This is a genomic window from Dyella sp., assembly GCF_035685885.1.
In the GTDB taxonomy this organism is placed as follows: Bacteria; Pseudomonadota; Gammaproteobacteria; order Xanthomonadales; family Rhodanobacteraceae; genus Dyella.
The window spans coordinates 15,240-38,677 of record NZ_DASRZX010000137.1 but is presented as its reverse complement, the minus strand read 5'-3'; the positions used below and the strand labels follow the sequence as shown (position 1 = coordinate 38,677).

Genomic DNA, 23,438 nt, shown 5'->3' with positions numbered 1-23,438 from the left:
CCTGCAACACGGCGCTCGACGCCGTCGAGAATTTGCCCCCTGCAGTGCACCCGACCTGCAGCGCGCGGCAAACAACGTGCCCTGTAGGGCCTTGATATCCCACACTGACTGCTGGGGGGATCAATGTCCGTCGCCACGCAATCCTCGCGCACCATCCGCTGGTCTGTCTTCGCGCTGCTGGCGGTCACCGGCCTCTTCTACGTGAAATGGCATCCGTACTACGGACGCGCCTTCGTCGCTGCAAGCCAGCATTCCATTGGCCATTCCATCCTGATGGGAGACGCCGCCAGCGCGCCGGCGCCTTCGTGGTATGCGGCGCTTGGTTATGCGCTGGCCTATGGCAAGGCGATCTGGCAGGCCATGCTGCTGGGCTTATTGCTGGGTTCGGGCATCCAGGCGCTGCTGCCGGCGAACTGGATACGCCGTGCCCTGGGCAGCAGCGGCTTTGGCAGCGTGCTGGCCGGTGGTGTGCTGGCCATCCCCGGCATGATGTGCACCTGTTGCGCGGCACCGGTGGTCGTTGGCTTGCGCAGGCACCAGGCCGCGCCGGGTGCGGCGGTCGCTTTCTGGCTGGGCAATACCACACTCAATCCCGCGACCCTGGTGTTCACCGGCTTCGTGCTTGGCTGGCACTGGACCCTGCTGCGCCTCGCGCTTGGTGTGCCGATGGTATTCGGGCTGGGCTATGTGGCCGATCGCATGGCCAGGGCGAACCCGTCTGCCGTCGAGCTGCCACCGCCGGAGCCGGAAGCCCGCTCGCTGGCCGAGGTCAGCCAGCGCTGGGTGCGCATCTTCGTGCGGATGGCCACGCGACTGATTCCCGAATATGTGGTGATCGTGCTGCTGCTCGGCGCGATCCGCGCCTGGATGTTTCCCCACATCGGGCCGGACATCGGCAACGAGTGGTTCTGGATCCTGGGACTCGCGCTGGCCGGCATGCTGTTCGTGATACCGACCGCAGGCGAGGTGCCCATCGTGCAGGCGATGCTCGCGCTCGGATTGGGTGGCGGCCCGGCCGCTGCGCTGCTGATGACCCTGCCGCCGGTCAGCCTGCCGTCGCTGGCCATGCTGGGGCGATCCTTCCCGGTGCGGATGCTGGTGACGATTGCCCTGGCGGTGGTGGGATTCGGCGTGCTGGCGGGCTTGCTCGCCACATGGCTTGGCATGCATTGACCCGCCAGGACTATTCCACTGCAGCCTCGCTATCACCCATCAGCAACAGCGGGTTGGGCGCGTGCCGTGCGTAGCCCGCTTCCGCGACCAGGATGTCCAGGCCCAGCGAGGCAAGATCGTCCGCATACGCGTCGACCTGCGTGTCATGCAGCTGGTAGAGCAGCTTGGCGTAGGTGTGGCAGTCGTCGCAGGTCTCGGCCCTGACGAGGCCGATGTCACCCTCGATGCCCTGCAACGAAAGGCGGCGCGTGCCGCCGCAGGTAATGCACACGGCGCGCACGTGGTTCCACGCGGTGGAACATAGCGAGCAGACCAGGTAACGCGTGCCGGGAATCGCGCCAGTGGCAGTAATCAGGCCAGTCACCGACGGCGAGCCGCAGCAAGGGCAAAGCGCGCGTTCCTCGAGCAGGCGCAGATCGCCGGCGGCAAGGCGCGCGGCGGAACCGGTGAAGTAGACCTGCAACGCGGCGGCGACATACACGGCGACAGCCACATCCCCGTGCGCCAGTGCGCCCCTCAGGAACTGGTCGGCCAGTTTCTCGATGGCAGGCGCATCGCTGCGCTGCAGTTGCCCGATGGCGTCCCGTGCCGCCGGCGGCAATTCGCCGTGGTCGATGGCATCGAGCAGCGCGGCAAGCCCCGCGCGCCATGACGCATCACGCGCATGCCCATCCGCTGCCAACGGCGGCAGTCGTGCATCGACGGCCCGGGCCACGCTTGCGGCATCGGGCACGGCCGCCGGTGCCACCGTCGTCGCCACGTCATGCTGCGCGCGAGCCAGCATCGCCATGAAGCGCAACCACGCTTCCATCGGATGACCCGCAGCCAGCTTGTCCAGGCGTTGCGCTGTTGTCGCGAAACGCCTCGCCGGATCGGCCAGCACGATCGGTTCGGGTGACTTGACGCCGGCGTGGGACGGGCCGGTCCACTTACCGGTGGGCGGTGCTTCGGCCTGCCTCACGGACGCTTCCTGATGATGTTCTTGCCGTGCTGGCCGGACGCCAGCTCCCACAACCATTTGCGATGATGGCGCCAGGCCCAGCCCGGCGTCACGTAACCCTGCGTCATGGCGCGCACCGAGTCGCGTACCCAGATGGCCGCGTAGACATGCACGATCCACACGATGATGGCGAGCACCGCCGCGATGCTGTGGATCAGGGCCGCCGCGCGCTGCACCGGAATGGAAGTGGCTTCGCCGAAATACACCTCCCAGATCACCAGGCCGGTGAGGAACAACACCGGGATCAGCAGGGCCATCGACCAGAACACCAGCTTCTGGCCGGCATTGTTGCGGCCCACCGGTGGCGCATCCTCCTCGTCGTTGTCGGCGACCTCACGAATGGACTTCACCCATTGCGTGTCATCGCGATGCCAGAGATTTTCGCGCCAGAACTGCACGATCAACCCCAGGTAGCTGAGCAGCAGCACGCAGCCGATCCAGGGATGCACCGCGCGCGTCCATTGGCCTCCGCCGAACAGGCCGGACAGCCAGAACATCATGGGATGGAACATCGACAGGCCCGACAGCACCATTAGCACGAAGCAGATGGCCGTGATCCAGTGATTCACCCGGTTCATCGTGGTGTAGCGGATGATGACGGTCTTCATGGCGTCTTCTCCGTTTCCTCAAGCGCGCGCTCGCCCTGCGCCTCGTCCTCGTCAGTCACCTCGTTCGGGCCCTTGACCATGTAATGGAAGAAGCCCACGACCGCGGCCAGCGCGATGCCCGCCATCGCCAGCGGCTTCATGACGCCCTTCCAGGCCTCAACCATCGGGCTGATCTGCGGATGGTCGGGCAAGCCCGAATAAAGCGAGGGCTTGTCCGCGTGATGCAGTACGTACATCACATGGGTGCCGCCCACCGCTTGCGGATCGTACAAACCGGCTTTGTCGAAGCCACGCGATTTCAGATCGACGATGCGCTCGGCCGCCTGGTGCTTCATGTCGGTCTTAGTGCCGAACATGATCGCGCCGGTGGGACACGCCTTCACACAGGCCGGCTCCAGTCCGACCGCCACGCGATCGGAGCACAGCGTGCACTTGTACGACTTGTGATCGGTCTTGCTGATGCGCGGGATGTCGAACGGGCAACCCTTCACGCAGTAGCCGCAGCCGATGCACTTGTCGCTGATGAAGTCGACGATGCCGTTGGCGTACTGCACGATCGCGCCCGGCGCGGGGCAGGCCTTGAGGCAACCCGGATCCTCGCAGTGCATGCAGCCGTCCTTGCGGATCAGCCATTCGAGGTTGCCGTTTTCGTTCTCGTACTCGGCAAACTTCATCAGCGTCCACACATTGGGGCTGAGGTCGTTCGGGTTCTGGTACGAACCTTCGAAATGGCCCACTTCCTGGCGCAGGTCGTTCCACTCCATGCACGCGGACTGGCAGGCCTTGCAGCCGATGCATCGACTGACGTCGATGAGCTTGGCCACTTCGTCCTCGTGGTTGCGCGCCGACGGGGGCGTCATCGTCGAGGCGGAACGGCGGATGTAGTCTTGCGATTGCAGGTCTGACATGTCCGTCCCCTCAGGCTGCTACAGGTGCCGTGGTCTTTTCCACATTGACCAGGAACGCCTTGAACTCAGGCGTCTGCGTGTTCGCATCGCCCACCGCCGGCGTCAATGTGTTGGCGCCGTAGCCCTTTCTTGCCTGACCGGTGAAACCCCAGTGGATCGGCACGCCGACCACGTGGGTCGGCTTGCCATCGACGGTGAGCGGCTTGATGCGCTTGGTCACATACGCCTTGCACACCACCTCGCCACGATTGGATGACACCTTCACCCAACCACCCTGCGCGATGCCTTTCTCCTTGGCCAGCGCCTCGCCGATTTCTACGAATTCCTCAGGTTGCAGGATCGCGTTGATCAGCGCGTGCTTGGTCCAGAAGTGGAAGTGTTCGGTGAGGCGATAGGTGGTGGCCACGTACGGGAAGCTCTTTGCATCACCGAATGTCTTGCGGTCGTCGGCAAACACGCGCGCCATCGGGTTGGAGCTGACCTTCGGATGCAGCACGTTCTCCACCGGCGATTCCAGCGGTTCGTAGTGCTCGGGGAACGGCCCGTCCACCATCTGGTCGCGTGCGAACAGGCGACCCATGCCTTCGGCATTCATGATGAAGGGACCGACACCGTCGGAAGGTTTCACGGTGGGGCCGTAGTCGGGCACATCGACGCCCACCCAGCGCGTGCCGTTCCAGGAAATGACCGGTTTGGCCGGATTCCACGGCTTGCCGTCCGGGTCCGCGCTGGCGCGGTTGTAGAGGATGCGCCGGTTGGCCGGCCACGCCCACGCCCAGTTGGGCGCAATGCCCTGCTCGCGTGGATCGGTGGCGTCACGACGCGCCATCTGGTTGCCCTTCTCGGTGAAGCAACCCGAGAAGATCCAGCAGCCCGAGGCGGTGGTGCCGTCATCGCGCAACTGGGCGAAACCATCCAGCAACGTTCCAGCCTTGGTAGCCACGGTATTGGTGGCCGGGTCGGTCAGATCGGCCAGCGCACGACCATTCATTTCCTTGGCCAACTCCTCCGGATCCGGATCGGTCGGGTTGGTGTACTTCCACGTGATGTTGAGCAGCGGATCGGGGAACGCGCCGCCTTCCTTGCGATACAGCTCGCGCAGGCGGTGGTAGATGCCGGTCATGATCCAGATATCGGACTTCGCCTCACCCGGGCCATCTGCCGCCTTCCAATGCCATTGCAGCCAGCGCGCCGAATTCACCAGCGAGCCGTTTTCCTCGGCGAAACAGGTGGTCGGCAGCTGGAATACCTCGGTCTGGATTTCGGCGGACTTGGCCGGATTCTGCGGACCAAAGTCCTGCCAGAAACGCGAGGTTTCCGTGTCGAGTGGATCCATGGTCACCAGGAACTTCAGCTTGCTGAGACCACGACGGCTGCGGCCGCGATCGGGGAACGCCTGCAGCGGGTTGAAGCCCTGGCAGATGTAGCCTGTCATCTGCCCGTTGTTCATCATCTCGAAGGCCTTGATGATGTCGTACAGCGGAATATCCAGCTTGGGCAGCCAGTCGTAGGCCCAGTTGTTTTCCTGCGTGGCGGCGTCGCCGAACATCGCCTTCTGGAAACTCACGAAGAACTTGCGATAGTTCTGCCAGTAGCTGGTCTGGCCCGGCCGCAATGGCTTGAACAGCTTCGTCTTCATGTACTCGTCGAGGCTGGTTTCCGAATCCTTGGGCAGGTTCATGTAGCCCGGCATCAGGTTGGAAAGCAGGCCGACATCGGTGAGGCCCTGGATGTTGGAGTGCCCGCGCAAGGCGTTCATGCCGCCGCCGGCCACGCCGATATTGCCGAGCAGGAGTTGCACCATCGCCATCGTGCGGATGTTCTGCGAGCCCACCGAGTGCTGCGTCCAACCCAGCGCGAACAGGCTGGTCATCGCCTTGTCCGGTGCCGACGTGCTGGCGAACAGCTCGCACACATGCAGGAACTTGTCCTGCGGCGTACCGCAGATGCGCGAAACCATCTCCGGCGTGTAGCGCGATACGTGCTGCTTGAGCAGGTTCATCACGCAGCGCGGGTCTTGCCAGGTGTCATCGGACTTGGCGAAGCCCTGCTCGTCCAGCTCGTAGTCCCAGCTGGACTTGTCGTACGTATGCTTTTCCTCGTCGTAGCCGCTGAACAGGCCATCCTGGAATCCGTAGCCTTCCTTCACGATCAAACCGGCGTTGGTATACGCACGCACGTACTCGTGCTGGATGGCGTCCTTCTCCAGTAGATAACGGATCACGCCGTTCAAGAACGCGATGTCCGTGCCTGGGCGGATAGGCGCGTAGTAATCGGCCACCGAAGCTGTGCGCGTAAAGCGCGGATCGACCACGACCAGCTTGGCGCCGTTCTCGATCTTCGCCTCGATCACCCATTTGAAACCGCACGGATGCGCCTCGGCGGCATTGCCGCCCATCACGACGACGACATTGGCGTTCTTGATGTCCTGCCAGGTGTTGGTCATGGCACCGCGACCGAATGATGGGGCCAGACTGGCCACCGTCGGTCCGTGTCAGACACGCGCCTGGTTATCGAACACCACCATGCCGAGGGAGCGCACCACCTTCCACGTGAGGTAGGCGGTTTCGCTGGACGACGCCGACGCGGCCAGCATGCCCACGCTGGTCCAGCGGTTCACCGTCGTGCCGGCGGCATTCTTCGCGATGAAATTCTTGTCGCGATCGTCCTTCATCAGGCGGGCGATGCGATCGAGCGCGAAGTCCCAGCTGACTTCCTTGAAATCGGTGCCGCCGGGCTCGCGATAGCGCGGCGACTGCAGTCGCGTGGGCGCGTGCACCACATCCAGCAATGCCGCGCCCTTGGGACACAGCGTGCCGCGATTCACCGGATGATCCGGATCGCCCTCGATGTGGATGATGTTGGAGCGCGCGTTCTTGGCGCGATCGCCCATGCTGTAGATCAGCAGACCGCAGGCGACCGAACAATACGTGCAGGTGTTGCGCGTTTCAGTCGCGTGGGTGAGCTTGAATGGTCTCACGGCGGCGGCTTGCGCCTCCCCCGCGGCCCCGAAACCCAGCATGCCAAGGCTCGATGCGGCCAAGCCCAGGCCCGTGAACTTGATGAACTCGCGGCGAGTGAGTGCCATCGCTTGCGCTCCCGGAACATCTGGCTAGACATGCCGTCCGCTGAGGGACGGTGGACGTTGCTCGACAATCTCCGTGAAGACGATGGGGGCGTCACCCCATGTCCTGTTCAAAAAGGTAGCACACCGGCCGGCATGGCCGCCGTTAGCAATGTGTGAGCACCGTGCGCCGAGCGCGACCAGCGTTCCGCAAGAAGCCGCGCTTCATGGTGCGGCGGCTCATCGCCTCGGCAGGAAGACCGCGAAACGAGCACCCTGAGGATCGCGCAGCATGGCGTAGCGGCCGATGCCGGGAATGTTTTCCGGCGGGGTGGTGATTTCCGCGCGCAGGGACTGCGCTTTCGCGACGGTGGCATCGACATCCTGCACGTGGACATAAGGAATCCACAGTGAGGGTCCCATGCCGACCGGGTTGCGCATCAGCCCGCCGCGACGCGCATCGCCGTGGCGAAGGATGTAATAGGTTTCCTCGCCCGCCGGCATGCTGTCATGTTCCAGGCCAAACAGCGTTTCGTAGAAGGCCAGCGCGCGTGCATCGTCAGTGGCGTGCAACTCATGCCAACACCAATGTCCCGGTGGCATTTCGGCGTCCGGTGCATCGTCGGTGGCACTGCGCCAGATCGAGAACATCGCGCCCACCGGATCAAGCAGGGTGGCGCCGCGGCCCACCGGCGCAAAGTCGGTGGGCGGCATGCAGGATGACGCGCCCGATTCGATCGCCTGCATATAGCTGCGGTCGACGTCCTCGACACTGAGGTAGATGCCCCAAAGGTTGGGTTCACCCTCCTGCGCCTTGCGATATCCGCCCAGGCCTTGCCCCGCCTGCATGATCACGTGGTAGGGCTGGCCGTCGACATCCATCGGCATGTCTTCCCATCCGAACAGGCTGCCGTAGAAACGGCTCGCCTGCGCGGAATCCTTGCTCGCGTGCTCGACCCAGACCAGCTTTCCGGGCAGCGATTTCATGGGGTGCTCTCCTGGCGGCACGGCGACGAAAGCCGAAGCCTGACATCACCTGCATGACGGAAGAGTCGTGAAACCTGCGTCTACGACTGCAGCGCCATGTCGGCCAGTCGATCCAGCTCTTCGTGTTCGAAGCCCGCTTCGAGCCGGGCCGGACGATTGAAAGGACCACGCAGGTTGCGGCCCATGTAGTCGCGCAGGAGATCCAGGAAAGTTTCGCGCGGGTCCAGGCCATCGCGCTCGCAACAATGACGGAACCAGCGCGTACCGGCGGCCACGTGCGCGACTTCCTCGCGCAGGATGACTTCGAGGATCGCCACGGTGCGGTCGTCACCCACCGAAAGCAGGCGTTCGATCATGCCGGGCGTGACGTCCAGCCCGCGCGCCTCCAGCACGCGCGGCACCAGTGCCATGCGCGCGGTGTCATGGTGCGCGGTCTTTTCGGCCATTTCCCACAGGCCGTTGTGGGCATCGAAATCGCCATAGGCGTGACCGAGTTCGGCGAGGCGTCCGGAAAGCATGGCGAAATGGCGTGCCTCGTCGTGCGCGCAACTGGCCCAGTCGCGGTAGAACTCGAGTGGCTTGTCGCGAAAGCGGTACACCGCATCCCACGCGAGGTTGATCGCATTGAACTCGATGTGCGCCACCGCATGCACCAGCGCGACGCGTCCTTCCGGCGTGCCCAGTCCGCGATGCGGCACCTGGCGTTGAGGTACCAGTTGTGGCCTTTGCGGACGACCGGGTGCGCTGATCGGTTCGGGCAGCGGCGAATCGGCGAGCGGCGACAGTTGGCCAGCCAGGAACGCCTCCCACGTGGCATGCGTCAGGCGCAACTTCTCCGCCGGATCGGTGGCGTCGAGGCAACGCTTGGCGGCGGCGTGAAGGTCGGTCATGTCAGAGCTGCTTTTCTGAAGGAGCGCACCCAGTGCGCGATAACCTTACGAAGCGGATATACCGCCGCTCGCGATCGCGCACTGGGTGAGCTCCTACAGGGTTCTCACCGTCACGCGCTGCGGCGCGCCGCCTTGGCGTCGTCCGAGCGCAGCATCTCGATCTGCTGCAGGTATTGCTGGTCCAGGCCGGTGACGTATTCACCGGAGAAGCACGAGGCGTCGAATTGCTTCAGCGATTCGTTGCCGTCCTGCACGGCCCACACCAGGTCCTTGAGGTCCTGATAGATCAGCCAGTCGGCACCCAGCACCTGCTCCACTTCCTTTTCCGTGTGGCCGGCGGCCACCAGTTCGGATGCGGCCGGCATGTCGATGCCGTAGACGTTCGGGTAGCGCACCGGCGGCGCGGCCGAGGCGAAGTACACGTTCTTGGCACCGGCGTCGCGCGCCATCTGGATGATCTGGCGCGAGGTGGTGCCGCGCACGATGGAGTCGTCCACCAGCAGCACGTTCTTCTTGCGGAACTCCAGTTCCACCGGGTTGAGCTTGCGGCGCACCGATTTCACGCGCTCACCCTGCCCCGGCATGATGAAGGTACGGCCGATGTAGCGATTCTTGACGAAGCCCTCGCGGAACGGCACGCCCAGTGCTTCAGCCAGTGCGGAAGCGGCGGTACGTGCGGTGTCGGGGATCGGGATCACCGCGTCGATGCCGTGATCGGGGCGCTCGCGCAGGATCTTCTCGGCCAGTTTCTGGCCCATGCGCAGGCGCGCCTTGTACACCGACACGTTCTCGATCATCGAGTCCGGACGGGCCAGGTAGACGTATTCGAAGATGCACGGCGCATGCGTGGCGCTTTCCGCGCAATGGCGCGCATGCAGCTGGCCGTCGTTGGTGATGAACACCGCTTCGCCCGGCGCCACGTCGCGCAGGCGCTTGAAGCCCAGGATGTCCAGCGCCACCGATTCCGAAGCCACCGCGTATTCGCGGCCTTCCGAGGTGACGCGCTCGCCCAGCACCAGGGGACGAATGCCGTTGGGATCGCGGAACGCCAGCAGGCCATAGCCCAGTACCAGCGCAATGCAGGCATAGCCGCCACGCGCACGCTGGTGCACGCCGGCGACGGCCTTGAAGATGTGGTCCGGCGTCAGCGCCATGCGATCCTGGATCTGCAGCTCGTGCGCCAGCACGTTGAGCAGCACTTCGGAATCGGAATCGGTGTTGATGTGGCGGCGGTCGTCTTCGAACATCTCCTTGCGCAACGTCTCGGTGTTCACCAGGTTGCCGTTGTGGGCAAAGGCGATGCCATAGGGCGAGTTCACGTAGAACGGCTGCGCCTCGGACGAGCCGTCGGAACCGGCCGTGGGATAGCGGCAGTGGCCGATGCCGATGCGGCCGTGCAGGCCGCTCATCGCGCTCTGGCTGAATACGTCGCGCACCAGGCCGTTGCCCTTGTGCAGGCGCAGGCGGGCGCCATCCACCGTGGCGATGCCGGCGGCGTCCTGGCCGCGATGCTGCAGCACGGTCAAGCCGTCATAGAGTGACGCGGCGACCTCGCTGGTGCCGACGATGCCGATGATTCCGCACATGGTTGAAAGCCTGTAATCAGTAAGTGTGTGCCGGAGCGGCCGTGGTTGCGGTCGCAGGATGGGTTTCATGCCCGGTCGCTGGTGAAGCGCCCGGGACACCCGCCGGCAAGGCGGGCAAATGGTCCAGCAGTGCCGGGGGATTGAGGTGGTGGCGGACACTGTCCGGCACGCGCTCGCCCAGCCACGCAGCCATTCCCTTGAACTGCGGCAACAATGCCGACTCGTTCCACCACGGGTCGCGTATGAATGCGGTAAACCCGAGCAGGAACACCGCGAGCGTCACCAAGAGCACGCCGCGGACAAACCCGAACACCATGCCCAGCAGGCGATCGGTACCGGATAAACCGGTGCCCTCGACCAGCTTGCTCACCAGGAAGCGCAACAGCGCTCCGGCGATCAGCACGGCGATGAAACAGATGCCGTAACCCACCAGGATCCGCGCCGACGGCAGTTGGATGCTGTGCTCGAAGTAACCGGCCACGCTTGGGCCAAACGTCCAGGCTACCCAGAACGCCGCGATCCAGATCGCCAGCGCCAGTACCTCGGAGATAAGGCCGCGCCACAGTCCGATCAAGACCGAGACGCCGAGCACCACAAGGATGATGTAATCGGCCCAATTCACCGGGTCACCGTGTCGGCGGGTTCAGGTTCAGGGAGCGCTGACGACGTTGCCGTCCACGCCCAGCTTGGTCTTGATCTGGTCACGCACGCGCACGGCGTCCGCACGCTGCGTCTGCGGACCGGCACGCACGCGCCATAGCTGCTTGCCGTTCGCATTCACCGTATCCACGTAGCCGTCGAAACCGTTGGAGCGCAGCTTGTCGCGCAACGCGTTGGCATCGGCCTGGCTGCCCATGGCCGCGACCTGCACGGCCCAGCCGCCGGGCTTGGTCGCCGCGCTGGCCGTTGCCGGGGCGGACGTGGCAGCCGGCTTGGCGGCGGGCGCCTCGTCATCCTGCGCAGGCGTGCTGGCGCTGCTTTCCAGGCGCGCCGGGGCGCCCGGAATGGTCTGCGTGATCTTCAGCCGCGCAGCCTCAGCCGCGGCACGGGACTCGAACGGGCCGGCCGTGACCATCGTGAGTTGCTTGCCGCCCTGGTTGATGCTGCGGCCGTTGGCCGGGTAACCCAGGCCGCGCACGCGCTGAATAAGGCCCTGCGCGCTGGCGCCAGACGCATAGGCGCTGAGATTGAGGGAGTACTGGCCGTGGGCAGCGGTTGCGGGTGCCATGGCGGGCGCTGTGGTCGGCGCAGCCGTGACAGGCGCTGCGGCCTTCGTCGTATCGGCCTTGCCCTGCACCGGGATCACCGGCTGCGCAGCGCTGGAGCCGGGACGGGTCACCGTAGTCGGCTCGGGCTTCTGGCCCGCGGTCGGATCGGTTTCCACATCCTTGGGACGGCTGGAGCCGATGTTCACCGTAGCCAGCTGGTCGGGGGAACCCTGCGGGGCAGCAGCAGGAACCGCCGTCGGCGCCGGCACTGCCGGCCTGGGCGCAGCCGCGGCCGTGGATGCGGGTGCCGCACCCGGCGCGACGCTCATGGTCTTGGTCTGCAGATCGCGATCGGGCGCGGGCGGGATCGCCAGGCTCACCGATTCATCGCCACTCGTGCTCGGAGGATTGCTGGAGAAGAACATCGGCACGACGAGTACAGCCAGTGCGATGAGTACGGCAGCGCCCAGCAGACGTGTTTTCAAGACAGGCTCCAAACGACAAGGGTGCGGGAACGGGCGCGATTATACCTGTCCCGCCTGCCGTTCAGGCCGAAGAAGCGCCCGCCGATTCAGAAAGTACGGCCGAAGCGACGAAGAACGAACCAAACGCGAGCACGCGTTCGCCGGGTTTTGCGGCCTTCCGTGCCGCAGCGAGAGCGGACGATACATCGTCGTGCAGGTCATGGCGCGCGTCGGGAAACGCCAGCAGCAGCTGGTCGAGCAGCACGCTGACCGGCAGCCCGCGCGGCGTATCACGTTCGAGCCCCGCCAGATGCCAGTGATCGATGCGCGCACCCAGCGCTCGGATCACGCCACCCACGTCCTTGTCCGACAACGCACCGTAGACGGCATGCACTTGCCCGCCGGGATGCGCATCCAGCCATTGGGCCAGCGCACGCGCGGCCTGCGGATTGTGGCCCACGTCAACGACCAGCTCCGGATCACCTCCCAGCGACTGCAGCCGCGCCGCAACGTGCACCGCGCGCAAGCCCGCCGAAGCCGCCTTCTCCAGGTTGAGGCCGCCCATGACCGCATCGACTGCCTGCAGGGAACGCAGGGCCGCGATGGCGGCGGCGGCATTGGCGTATTGCACCGGCGCCGCAAGGGCGGGGTTGGGCAGCAGCCAGGATGTGCCGTCGCGGTGGCGCCAGCGCCAGCCACCTCCGGCGACCGGCTCCACGAAGTACGCCTCGCCTACGCGCTCCACGCGGGCGCCAATGCGTTCGAGCGCCCCCAGCAATCCCTGGGGCGGATCGCTCTCGCCAACGATGGCGGGCCGGCCGGCCCGCGCGATGCCGGCCATCTCCCCCCCGATGCTGTCCCGATCGGGGCCCAGCCAATCCATATGGTCGAGATCGACCGTGGTGATGATGACGGCGTCCGCGTCCACGATGTTCACCGCGTCCAGGCGCCCACCCAGGCCCACTTCCAGCACGGCGACGTCGAGCGCTGCACGCGAGAACAGGTCCAGCGCGGCCAGCGTGCCGAACTCGAAATAGGTCAGCGGAATATCGCCACGCGCAGATTCAATGCGCTCGAAGCTTGCGATCAGGGCGTCATCGGAAGCGTCAGCGCCGTCGATGCGCACGCGCTCGCGGTAATGCAGCAGGTGCGGCGAGGTATAGCAACCCACGCGCTGGCCGGCCGCCTTGAGCATGCTTTCCAACAGGGCAACCGTGGAGCCCTTGCCGTTGGTGCCGCCCACGGTGATCACGCGCCGCGCCGGGGCGGCGGCGCCCATGCGTTCCCATACGGCACGCACGCGATCAAGCCCCAGCTCGATGCTGCGCACGTTCACGCGTTCCTGGTAGGCCAGCCATTCGTCGAGGGTGCGGGTCATGCGGTAAGTATCGTCAATCGCCAAGGGGGCGTAACCAGAATCGCAGGCGGTGGGTCGATGGCGCGGTGGCGCCGACTTCGGTCCAGTCCAGCGTACAGAACATCTCGTCCTGGCGGCGATAACCGCGCTTTTGCCAGAACACGTCATTGGCGCGATGGCCAGGTGGGCTGCGCGGATCGTCCGGTGCACGCTCCACGGCACAGAACGCCGTCCAGCGGAAACCGCCCAGGCTGCGCGCATGCGCCTCCCGCAGGTCGAAGAAACGATGGCCGATGCCCTGCCCCCGGTGCGATGGCAGCAGCACCGATTCGCCGAAGTAGAAGACGTCGTCCGTGCGGAAGCCACGCGCCTCGAAGGGCTCACGAATCGCGGGAGTTTCGTCGACCAGTGGTATGCCGGTGGAGCAGCCCACCACATCATCACCATCCAGCGCCAGCACGAACACGCTGCCGGCGGACCGTGCATAGGCCTGGAGGTAACGCTGCTCGTAGGCCATGTCGCCGTCATAAAGGTACGGGTAATCGCGGAACACGCGGATACGCAGCCGCGCCAGCGAATCCAGGTGCGCGCCCACCTGAGCGCCCGTGCAGGTGATGACACGCGCGGCCATGGCTCAGGCGCCCGTCACCTGGGTAATCCAGTCCTGCAGGTTGTAGTAGTTGGTGACGCGCACGATGCGCCCGTCGCGGATGTCGAAAAACGCGCCACCGGGCAGCACATAGCGCTGGCCGCGCGCGGGCGGAAGTCCCGCGTCGTCGGCAAGGTATTCGCCGTGCACCACGTATTCGGCGGCAACGCGGCCACCGTCGGCATGGACCATCAGCACAATGTCGTGCAGCTGCTCGTGGTAGCACCGGTTCATGCGGGCAAGGAAGCCACGAAACGTGTCCCTCCCTATTTCGCGATGACCCTGGTTGATGTCGTGCGCCACGTCGTCGCCAAGGCAGGCCAGCATGGCGTCCCAATCGGCGCGGTTGAAGGCGTCGTAGTAACGCTGGACCAGGGCGATGCTGTCGGACATGGCGGCTTCCTGCGGAAACGGGGAGTCGCAAAGTTTAAGGCAACACGGATTCAAGATATTCCCTCAAGGCATGGACGGCCGAACGAATGCACTTGCGAGCGGTCTGTGCTTGCGGTCCGATACCGTGCCCCGCAGGGAGACATGCCTTGATAGCTCGATGCTTGCTGTGCAGTGCCCTCGTCTTTTCCGCCGCCGTCATGGCGGACACACCCAACGTCGCCACACCCGCGGTCTTCGCGCCCGGCGTCATTTCAGGACCGGCGCACGACAGCGCACCCGCCTTCGCACCAGACGGCAACACGGTTTACTTCTCGCGCAGCGAAGGCAAGCGTTCGACCATCCTCGTAAGCCATCGCCAGGACGGACGCTGGAGCACGCCGGCAACCGCGCCGTTCTCCGGCCAGTGGAGCGACATGGAAGCAAGCATGTCCCCCGACGGCCGCTTCCTCGTGTTCATCTCCAATCGCCCGAAGAGCGGAGGAGGCAAGCCTCTGGATGGCTTTTTCATGGGACGCAGCTTCCCGGGCGGCGGCGGCAACCTGTGGATGGTGCGGTGCGAAGGCGATGGCTGGTCGGCGCCGGTGCGCCTGCCGGATGCCATCAATCGCAGTGACTCCACCTTCGCCCCCAGCGTGGCGGCGGATGGCACGCTCTACTTCATGCGACCCGCGGATGATCCGAAGCATTTCCGGCTGTACCGTGCTGCGTTCGTGCACGGCGCGTACCAGCAGCCGCAGCCCCTGCCCTTCAGCGACGGCACGGTGACCGATGTCGATCCGGCCGTAGCGCCCGACGAGTCCTTCGTCGTGTTCGGTTCCAGCCGGCCGCCCGCCAGGCAGATCGACCTGTTCATCGCCTTCCGCGATGGCGAGCACTGGGGCACGCCGATCCATCTCGGCGATGTCGTCAACAGTGCGGGGTCGGATGCCGAGGCCCGCTTGGGCCCCGACCATCGCACGCTCTACTTCGCCAGCGACCGCCTCAGCGAACTTGCGGTTGGTGTGACGCGCGCCGACTGGGACAACGGCAAGTACAACATCTGGCAGGTGCCGCTGGCGTCATGGCTGGAAGCGCACGCAAAGGCGAAGCCGGCGGCGTCGCCCTAGGCACCACGGTCACCAGTGAATGCCGCTGGCGCGCAGCGCCCAATACATGCCAAACGCCGTCCAGAACATTTTCTTCAGCGCGCGACCGGCGAGCAGCGCGACCAGCAGGCCAAGCAACAGCGGCATGTGCTTTTCCAGCGTGCTGCGGGTGTCGTTGATGATGTTCATGTCGATCCCCTCCCGCACCGGTTCGGTGCGGGAGTCATCATCCGCATCGCCCCGCCCGTGCAGCAGGGCGTGCCGTCAGGTATCGCGGGTGACAATCATCACAAGGGCGTGCAGCGCAGGCGCAGCGCGTTGGTAACCACCGAGACGGACGACAGGCTCATCGCCAGCGCCGCGACCATCGGCGAGAGCATCACGCCAAGCAGCGGATACAAGGCGCCGGCCGCCAGTGGCACGCCCACCGCGTTGTAGATGAAAGCAAAGAACAGGTTCTGCCGGATATTGCGCACCGTGGCACGGGACAGCGCACGCGCACGCACGATGGCCGTCAACTCGCCCTTCACCAGGGTGACTTGCGCGCTTTCCATCGCAATGTCCGTACCACTGCCCATGGCGATGCCGATATCGGCCACCGCCAGCGCCGGCGCGTCGTTGATGCCGTCGCCCGCCATCGCGACGCGGCGGCCTTCCGCGCGAAGCGAGCGGATCAATGCCGCCTTGTCGGCCGGCGACACATCCGCGTGCACCTCATCGATGCCAAGCGTGCCGGCCACGGCATGGGCGGTGACCGCGTTGTCGCCGGTAAGCATGACGATGCGCAGGCCAGCCGCGTGCAGGTCGCCAATGGCCTGGGCCGTGCTGGGTTTGATGCGGTCGGCCACTGCGACCAATCCCGCCAGCACGCCATCCACCACCAGGAACATCACGGTTGCCCCCGCGCGACGCATGGCGTCGGCGCGCTCGACGACAGACGGCAACGCCGTGATGCCGATATTCGCCAGTAGCGACCGATTGCCCAGCGCCACGGCATGCCCTTCCACCAAACCCTCGACACCCGCGCCGGTGAGCGAGCGGAAATCCGCCACGGCAGGAGCATGGATGTTGCGCGCCTCGGCACCTTCGCGAATGGCACGCGCCAAGGGATGTTCGCTGGGCTTTTCCAGCGCGGCGGCCCACGCCAGCAGGCGATCAAACGGATGCTCGCTCACGCTGACAACATCGATCAGGGCCGGGCGGCCCTCGGTGAGCGTGCCGGTCTTGTCGACGACCAGCGTATCGATCTCCCGCAACGCCTCGATCGCCGCCGCGTCGCGAAAAAGCACGCCGTTCTGCGCCGCGCGACCGCTGGCGACCATGATGGAAATCGGCGTGGCGAGACCAAGCGCGCAGGGGCAGGCAATGATCAGCACCGACACCGCGGCAATCAGCGCATAGGCCAGCCGGGTATCGGGCCCAAGCCACGCCCACGCGGCAAACGCCAGCACGGCGACACCCACCACCGCGGGCACGAACCACGCAGCCACGCGGTCGGCTACGCGTTGCAGCGGCGCCTTGCTGCGCTGTGCCTGCGCCACCAGGGCGACGATCTGCGCCAGCATGGTTTGCGCCCCGACTTTCTCCGCGCGCATCAGCAGCGCGCCGTCCTGGTTCACCGTGCCACCGGCAACACGATCGCCGATCGCCTTCGCCACCGGCAACGGTTCGCCAGTGAGCATCGACTCGTCCACGTGGCTCGCGCCCTCGAGCACCACGCCGTCCACCGGCAACTTCTCGCCCGGGCGCACGCGCAGCACGTGGCCAGCGTGCACATCATCAAGTGGAACATCGTGTTCGCTACCGTCGGCATCCACGCGGCGGGCGGTCTTGGGCGTCAATCCCAGCAGGCCTTTCAGCGCAGCGCCGGTGCGGCACCGCGCACGCAACTCAAGGAAATCTCCCAGGGTTACCAGCGTGACGATCACCGCCGCCGATTCGAAATACACGCCCACCCGGCCATGCATGCCGTGGAAACCGGTCGGGAACCATGACGGCCACAGGAACGCCGTTGCGCTATAGAGCCAGGCGACACCGGTACCCAGCGCAATCAGCGTGTACATGTTGGGCGACCATGGCCTGAGCGATTGCCAGCCGCGCGCAAAAAAAGGCGCACCACCCCACAGCACGGCGACGGTGGCGAGCGCCGCCTCGCTCCATGCCGCCACTTCATCCCACGGCGCCGGCCAGTGCCAGGCGAACAGATGCGGCCCCATCGCCAGCACGAACACCGGCAGTATCAGCGCCAGCAACATCCAGAACCGCTTCGCCATCGCACGCAGCTCGTGGCCGTCGTCCTCGTCGAGGCTCGGCATCATCGGTTCCAGCGCCATGCCGCATTTGGGACAGTGGCCAGGGTCCGCCTGCTGGATCTCCGGATGCATCGGGCAGGTGTAGATCGCGCCCGCCAGCGTGGGTGCAGGCTCCGCATGTGGCTGCAGATAGCATTGCGGATCGGCGAGAAACTTCTCCTTGCATTGCTGCGCGCAGAAGTAATAGGTGTGCCCGCCGTATTCGGCCTGGTGTATCGCCGTGTGCGGGTCCACATCCATGCCGCAGACGGGATCTTTCACGACATGCGCGTGATGATGATGTCCCTCATGCGCAGCGTGATGTTCGTGCGATGCGCTCAACGAGCTACCGCAACACGAGGTTGCCTCGAACTCGGGTGCCGCTGGTGCGGGCGCGCAACATGCTTTCACCACCGGCGCAGACGCGCTTTGCCCGTCACCGCAGCAGGCATGCTTTTCCGCGCTCATGCCTCGTACTCCTGCGCAGCCAGCGCCTGCAGGATCGGACACTGGTCAGGCGAACCGTGACCCGGACAGGCATCGACCAACTGCTCCAGCCCGTTTCGCACACGCGTCAGCTCGGCGATGCGCTCGTCGATCGCGGCCAAGCGTTCCTGCGCCCGCTTCTTCACCGCTTTCACGCCGCGCTGGCGATCCGTGGACAGCGTCAGCAATTCGCGGATTTCCTCTAGCGTGAAGCCAAGGTTTTTGGCACGGCGAATGAAAAGCAGCTGCCGCACCACGCCGTCGTCGTAACTGCGATACCCCGAAGCGCGCCGCAGCGGCTCCGGCAACAGGCCTTCACGCTCGTAATAGCGGATGGTGTCGATGGCCACGCCGGCGCGCTTGGCGACGGCACCGATGGTCATGGGGGATGGGGGAGTGTTCATGGCCAAAGTCTAGACCTTTGATCCAGCTCCAGAGTCAAGCCTCCTGCCCTCGTTCGACGGTTGTCGGGATGCCCTGACTTTGGCACTGGCACCCCTAACCTCGTCACTAGCTCTTAACCATGGCATTGGACGGAGGTCTGCGGATACGGGATGGCATCAAGCTGCCGTTTGAGGACGAAATTGGGCACGCCACCGACCTTCGATAACCTGCCCTAATCACCCTGATGCGGCATCCGCGCAGGAGGCCACGTGGTACTGAGACACTCCACGCCGGGCCCCTTGACGATGAAGCATCGAACCTTCGCCCGTTACAGCCAGCCCTGCTCATGAATCCTCGTGACGCCTGGGAAAACGCTGGATCAACGAGGTCAGGCAGTCATGGGGCGCTCTGTGACTATTGGCATGTCAAAGGCATTGCGTCGATGAGACGTTGAATGTGTGATGCCGCTTGTGCGGGCAACGTGCCTTCCGTGTGGCACACGCGGAAGATGGCGACTCGCGCGTTACGGCGAAGAGCCGCACACTGCCACGCATGCACATTGTCCAAGGGCAGCTTCGCGTAAACCACGGCGGTGCAGCTGTCAGCCACGCGTTGCTCCAGGCTTGCGCCTTGCGCCTCCTTGGATGTCTCGACGGACGTTGGGGAAAAGTAACTTTCAGGGAATGCGCGCGCGTAGGCCTCCGGGTCCAGCACGCTGCTGTAGCTGCCGATCCGAAGTGCCAAAGGTTGCGAACATGCGGCGCGCCGTGCGATCTCGTTGACTGTGAACGTGATGTCATGCCGGAGATCCTCGGAATACCGATCCGTTCCGTCGCCTGGCGATAGCACAGGAAGGCGCGCTATGACGGCCATACGCGGCAAATCGTGGGCAAGCGTTGGGTGACAGCGCCTGCGCAGGGTAGCCATGATGAGGAAAATGACGTCATTGCCAATGTCTTGGTTCGCCTGCATGCGCGAGCCTACCCGGATGGCCTCTTCGCCGGCGACGACGATCGGCATGGGAGAACGCCCGCCGGAAGAAGACACCGTAGCCTGCATAGGTGACGGCACCCGGCCACCGATCCGAGCATTCGACTCGATAACGGCTATTACGGCAGGCACTGCCGCAACGGCAAGTCCCAAGGTGAGAAGCCAGCCCCTCATTACGCCACTCGCGACCGGCTCGGGAAAGGATGTAACAAATGTTGTCTAGCCACGGGATCGCGGACCATGGTGTGCTGGGCGTGGACAACGCTTTGCTGCTGGCGATGACCTGCAAGGTGATCCTCGAAAAAAGTGACCTTGCGTAGGCGCTTTACCAGGTTCGGGTTGGGTTTTGCGAGGGCAGCGCCTATCGGCACACCGAACACCGGGCATGCCCATGAAATGGGAGCGCCATGCCCGCTCATTCGAAGGCTTGGCGCAGCCGGTCAGCGTCCGCATCGGCTTCGCGGTAGGTGCCCAGCGAAGCGTCGACCATATCGTAGGCGGACGCAGCCATCGCGTTCTGCGTGACTTCGGTGCGCAATACGCCCTTGAGCGTGAACGGGCTATACAGGCTTGGCGTGTCGATGCCTTTGACAAGCTTCACATGGATGAGCATGTTCGGCGGCGGTGGCGGTACATGGATGCAGGCGCCATAGAACGGCACAAAGAAAAATTCCACCATCTTGCCGTCGTCGTCGGATTCAAGCGGCACAACATAGCCTGAGAGCTTGACCTTCTGGTTGTTGAGCGCCCCCACCGTGTGCAAGGTGCCGATCTGCTTCATGCGCTGGTTACCGACATGCAGCACCGGCGGCGCGTTCTCCAACGTCTTGATGTCTTCGGGCGGAACCATGTGGCTCCAGTCAAGGTTTGCGTATCCGTTTTCGTCGCGCGGGCCGAGCAAGGAGGCGTCTGGCGTGGGTGCAGCCTTGGGCGAGCCGTATGCTGCATCGAATGCCTTTGCGGCTTCGACGCCGTCGGCCTGCGCCCTGGCACGTGCGGCTCGGGTAGCATCGGCCGCCGCTTGCGCGGAAGCGAGCGCCGACGTGGCAGCACGCGCCGGTGTGGACGAGCCCGCTTGATCGGTTCCGCTACAGCCCGAAAGGGCAATGACTGCCAGGGCAACGAAGATACTGTGGGTTTTCATCAGAGGCGCACCTGAAGACCGTCAGCAAGCGAACGGCGATAAGCAATCCAGCCCGGGATGCATCCAGCCAGCGATCCCAGGGCGAGCACGAGCACGAGGAGCGGCCATTCACCCGGCGCCGGGCTCTGGTCGATGACCAAGCCCAAGGTGGCCAGGAGATAGTTATGGGCGATGGCTGTGATGGCATCAAGCAGAAGCACGCCCGCGGCCATGCCGGCGACCGTCAGGAGCGTGCTTTCCATGACGAGCAGTGCGAACACGGCTTTGGTGGAAGCGCCGACGGCGCGCAGCACAGCCATCTCCCGGCGTCGTTCTCCCAGCATCCCCAGTAACGCAGTCAGCATCCCGGACATGCCCACAAGCAACACCATCGCACTGACCACGCGCAACGCGCTTTCAGCGGTGCCTACCAGATGCCACAACTCACCCAACGCGACGCCTGGCAGCACAGCCAGCAAGGGTTCTTCCGGATAGTCGTTGATGGCGCTTTGCACCGCGAATGCGGAGAGACGCGAGTGCAGGCCGACTAGCGTCGCGGTGATGGCCTTGGGCGTCAGATCCATATGGCGGGCCTGATCTGCCGACGCCTCCATGCCCGGCAGCCGGATCCCGGAGTGCCAATCGACATGGATGGCCTCGATGGCCTCCAGGCTGACGGCGATGGATGCATCCACAGGCGTACCCGTCGGCGACAGGACGCCGCTGATGCGAAACGGCTTGTCCGCATGGCTGGCCAGGTTGGCTCCGCCCAAGCCGTGCGACAAGACAATACGGTCGCCCACCTTGTAGTGCAGTTGGCGTGCAACCTCTGAGCCAATGACCGCGTCGTAGAGGTCCGAAAAAGGCCGACCACGGGCGAAGGCCAGGGGGTTGCCACGCCCATAGTGATAGTGGACGAAAAAGTCGGACGTCGTGCCTGTGACGCGAAAACCGCGGTGCGAGTCGCCAAGGGAAAGTGGCACGGTCCAGGCCACCTCTGGCATCGACCGGATATCCTGATAGCTTTTCCAGGTGATGTTGTTGGTGGCCTCACCCACGTGGAAGATCGCATAAAGCAGCAGGGTGACCGGGCCGCTGCGCGCACCCACCAGGAGGTCGGTGCCCGATACTGTGCTGGCAAAACCCTGTCGAGCATCGGTCCGTACGCGTTCGACGCCGAGCAACAGAAACACGCTCAATGCGACGGTAAAGATAGTGAGTGCCACGCCGGCCTTGCGCTGGCGCATGCTTTTTAGCGTCAAGGAAAGCAGCCGCATGATTCACGACTCCTGGGGCACGCTGGCCAGCGCAACGGAGCGGTCAAAATGGCGGGCCAAGGCCATGTCGTGACTGACAAACACCACGCTCGTGCCGTGAAGACCACACTCATCCAACAGCAATTTCAGAAAGGCGTCGCGGCTCGATGCATCAAGCGCAGAGGTTGGCTCGTCGGCCAGCAAAAGCTCAGGTCCACCCATAAGTGCTCGTGCCGCAGCCACGCGCTGCTGTTGCCCCACGCTGAGTTCGCCGGTCTTTGCCCGCGACCAGATGTGTGCACCCAGGCCGAGCGCGGCGAGCAGTCGTTGCGCCTCTTCCACCATTCGCGCATGTGTGCCGCCGGCACGCTTGCTGCGTTCAGCCGACCAGGCGCATCCGAGCAACACATTTTCAACCGGCGTGAGGAACGGCAGAAGGTTGAACTGCTGGAAGATGTAGCCAAGGTGATTCGCACGAAACCGATCGCGCACTGCTGCCGACATGGATCCAAACGACGCGTCTAGAATGTGGACGTCGCCCGAGGATGGCGCAAGCACGCCGGCGAGCAGTCCCAACAGCGTGCTCTTGCCACTGCCGCTAGGCCCATGGAGAAACAGCGTCTGCCCTCGCGCCACCGTCAAATCCTCCAAGGCAAGCACGTGGCCGCCGTGAGGCCAGCAATGTCGAAGCGCACGCGTTCGTAGCAAGGGCTGCGCCGTGCTCATTGCTGGATGTCAACTCGTGTGGTCGTTCCGTGCAGGGTCTGCTGATTGCTTCCGGCTGCCGCGATAAGGTTGACGACGATTTTTTGAACCGCTGGAAACGCCGATGCCAAACGGACGTCCAGATGATCAAGCTGGTCCGGCATGCCGCACGTGTAACGGTAGGTCGCATCGAAATCCGCGTGACCGCCCGGTTCCGCGGCATCGCCAAATCCGTGTGGAGACACCTTTGCCGAAGCGAGCGTGCAGTGCGCCGCCGCAGGCAGGACGAACCAGGTCGGCTGATTGAGCGTGGCGGTGGCCTTATCCACGGCAGCGCGCTCGGCTGGCGAGCCCGGCGGATGCTCGAAGCCAACGGCATCGTGACCTGGCAGGCTGACTGCCACGTCCATTTCGCGGGCATCGATCGACACGTTGACGCTGGCTTGGCCATGCACGTGCGGGCCGAGGTGTCTCTCTTGTGCCGTGCTGACCAGCGGGTTCAGCAACAGGAGGGTAGTGAGAACCGTCGTGCATGCCTTCATGGATCGCGCCCCGAATTGCAATGTTATAACGTACCATACACGACACCTACCCACCCTCGCCAGCCTTCTTCCGCGGTACGTGCCGTCGGGCATGGTCACGTCGCCCACACACTGCAGCGCGAGACTTCGCCGGTCCGCGGCAACCACCATCAGCACGCATGCTGCCGTGACAGATCCAAGCAGTGCGCACATCCCGCGCGTCGCATCGACCTGCATGTACTTGCTCGCCCATTCCAGTCCGTTATAGGCGCCGCGCCACATGACTGCCGTGTTTCGCAAGGGCGCTCGG

At 64.7% G+C, this 23,438-nt stretch carries 22 protein-coding genes; 2 read left to right on the top strand and 20 right to left on the bottom strand.

The features are described from left to right. The first annotated feature begins 123 nt into the window (after positions 1–123). Positions 124–1,173, top strand: coding sequence for a permease (locus tag VFG49_RS15315; RefSeq protein WP_324862039.1), 1,050 nt, complete (start codon positions 124–126; stop codon positions 1,171–1,173). 10 nt (positions 1,174–1,183) lie between these two features. On the opposite strand, the gene fdhE is transcribed toward VFG49_RS15315, so the two are convergent. The 12 genes from fdhE to VFG49_RS15255 all read right to left on the bottom strand — a co-directional run bounded on the left by fdhE (position 1,184) and on the right by VFG49_RS15255 (position 14,287). Further along, a complete protein-coding gene (fdhE, locus tag VFG49_RS15310; protein WP_324862037.1) occupies positions 1,184–2,134 on the bottom strand; it encodes a formate dehydrogenase accessory protein FdhE in 951 nt (316 codons plus the stop codon). Beyond that, positions 2,131–2,781 (bottom strand): formate dehydrogenase subunit gamma, encoded by a 651-nt coding sequence (locus VFG49_RS15305; RefSeq protein ID WP_324862035.1) that lies wholly within the window; start codon positions 2,779–2,781, stop codon positions 2,131–2,133. The genes fdhE and VFG49_RS15305 overlap by 4 nt, the downstream gene beginning before the upstream one ends. After that, positions 2,778–3,689: a formate dehydrogenase subunit beta gene (fdxH, locus tag VFG49_RS15300; RefSeq protein WP_324862033.1), complete on the bottom strand. Its 912-nt coding sequence runs from the start codon at positions 3,687–3,689 to the stop codon at positions 2,778–2,780. Before fdxH ends, VFG49_RS15305 begins: the two co-directional genes overlap by 4 nt. A 10-nt stretch (positions 3,690–3,699) precedes the next feature. Continuing rightward, positions 3,700–6,777 carry a formate dehydrogenase-N subunit alpha gene (gene fdnG, locus VFG49_RS15295; protein ID WP_324862030.1) on the bottom strand — a complete coding sequence of 1,026 codons (3,078 nt, stop codon included), beginning with the start codon at positions 6,775–6,777 and terminating at the stop codon, positions 3,700–3,702. Between the two features lie 216 nt (positions 6,778–6,993). Continuing rightward, complete coding sequence (locus tag VFG49_RS15290; RefSeq protein WP_324862028.1) at positions 6,994–7,740, bottom strand: VOC family protein; 747 nt, start codon at positions 7,738–7,740, stop codon at positions 6,994–6,996. 80 nt (positions 7,741–7,820) lie between these two features. Next, the gene (locus tag VFG49_RS15285; protein WP_324862026.1) at positions 7,821–8,630 is read right to left on the bottom strand and encodes a ferritin-like domain-containing protein; all 810 of its coding nucleotides are present in this window, start codon (positions 8,628–8,630) and stop codon (positions 7,821–7,823) included. Positions 8,631–8,740: 110 nt separating this feature from the next. Beyond that, positions 8,741–10,216 (bottom strand): amidophosphoribosyltransferase, encoded by a 1,476-nt coding sequence (purF, locus tag VFG49_RS15280; protein ID WP_324862024.1) that lies wholly within the window; start codon positions 10,214–10,216, stop codon positions 8,741–8,743. A 16-nt stretch (positions 10,217–10,232) separates the two neighbouring features. Further along, positions 10,233–10,838 carry a CvpA family protein gene (locus VFG49_RS15275; RefSeq protein ID WP_324862022.1) on the bottom strand — a complete coding sequence of 202 codons (606 nt, stop codon included), beginning with the start codon at positions 10,836–10,838 and terminating at the stop codon, positions 10,233–10,235. 27 nt (positions 10,839–10,865) lie between these two features. Then, the gene (locus VFG49_RS15270; RefSeq protein WP_324862021.1) at positions 10,866–11,909 is read right to left on the bottom strand and encodes an SPOR domain-containing protein; all 1,044 of its coding nucleotides are present in this window, start codon (positions 11,907–11,909) and stop codon (positions 10,866–10,868) included. 61 nt (positions 11,910–11,970) lie between these two features. Continuing rightward, positions 11,971–13,266, bottom strand: a complete 1,296-nt coding sequence (gene folC / locus VFG49_RS15265) for a bifunctional tetrahydrofolate synthase/dihydrofolate synthase (RefSeq protein WP_324862018.1) — start codon at positions 13,264–13,266, stop codon at positions 11,971–11,973. A 13-nt stretch (positions 13,267–13,279) separates the two neighbouring features. Beyond that, complete coding sequence (locus VFG49_RS15260) at positions 13,280–13,876, bottom strand: GNAT family N-acetyltransferase (protein ID WP_324862016.1); 597 nt, start codon at positions 13,874–13,876, stop codon at positions 13,280–13,282. Between the two features lie 3 nt (positions 13,877–13,879). Continuing rightward, entirely contained in the window at positions 13,880–14,287 is a 408-nt protein-coding gene (locus VFG49_RS15255; RefSeq protein WP_324862014.1) for a ketosteroid isomerase-related protein, read from the bottom strand. 197 nt (positions 14,288–14,484) lie between these two features. Here VFG49_RS15255 and VFG49_RS15250 point away from each other — a divergent pair, with 197 nt between their 5' ends. Further along, on the top strand, positions 14,485–15,393 hold the full coding sequence (locus VFG49_RS15250) for a hypothetical protein (RefSeq protein ID WP_324862012.1): 909 nt from the start codon (positions 14,485–14,487) through the stop codon (positions 15,391–15,393). Between the two features lie 9 nt (positions 15,394–15,402). Here the strand turns inward: VFG49_RS15250 and VFG49_RS15245 are convergent, their stop codons facing one another. From VFG49_RS15245 to VFG49_RS15210, 8 genes are all read right to left on the bottom strand, one after another. Next, complete coding sequence (locus VFG49_RS15245; RefSeq protein WP_324862009.1) at positions 15,403–15,561, bottom strand: hypothetical protein; 159 nt, start codon at positions 15,559–15,561, stop codon at positions 15,403–15,405. Between the two features lie 98 nt (positions 15,562–15,659). Then, positions 15,660–17,945, bottom strand: coding sequence for a heavy metal translocating P-type ATPase (locus tag VFG49_RS15240; protein WP_324862007.1), 2,286 nt, complete (start codon positions 17,943–17,945; stop codon positions 15,660–15,662). A 182-nt stretch (positions 17,946–18,127) separates the two neighbouring features. After that, positions 18,128–18,553 (bottom strand): MerR family DNA-binding protein, encoded by a 426-nt coding sequence (locus VFG49_RS15235; protein WP_324862005.1) that lies wholly within the window; start codon positions 18,551–18,553, stop codon positions 18,128–18,130. A gap of 394 nt (positions 18,554–18,947) precedes the next feature. Then, positions 18,948–19,553, bottom strand: a complete 606-nt coding sequence (locus tag VFG49_RS15230; RefSeq protein ID WP_324862003.1) for a hypothetical protein — start codon at positions 19,551–19,553, stop codon at positions 18,948–18,950. A gap of 385 nt (positions 19,554–19,938) precedes the next feature. Beyond that, the gene (locus VFG49_RS15225) at positions 19,939–20,424 is read right to left on the bottom strand and encodes a DUF3299 domain-containing protein (protein WP_324862001.1); all 486 of its coding nucleotides are present in this window, start codon (positions 20,422–20,424) and stop codon (positions 19,939–19,941) included. Between the two features lie 242 nt (positions 20,425–20,666). Then, positions 20,667–21,923 (bottom strand): ABC transporter permease, encoded by a 1,257-nt coding sequence (locus VFG49_RS15220; protein WP_324861999.1) that lies wholly within the window; start codon positions 21,921–21,923, stop codon positions 20,667–20,669. Between the two features lie 3 nt (positions 21,924–21,926). Next, positions 21,927–22,562 (bottom strand): ATP-binding cassette domain-containing protein, encoded by a 636-nt coding sequence (locus tag VFG49_RS15215; RefSeq protein ID WP_324861997.1) that lies wholly within the window; start codon positions 22,560–22,562, stop codon positions 21,927–21,929. Between the two features lie 62 nt (positions 22,563–22,624). After that, positions 22,625–23,410, bottom strand: coding sequence for a DUF2796 domain-containing protein (locus tag VFG49_RS15210; protein ID WP_324861996.1), 786 nt, complete (start codon positions 23,408–23,410; stop codon positions 22,625–22,627). Between the last annotated feature and the right edge of the window lie 28 nt (positions 23,411–23,438).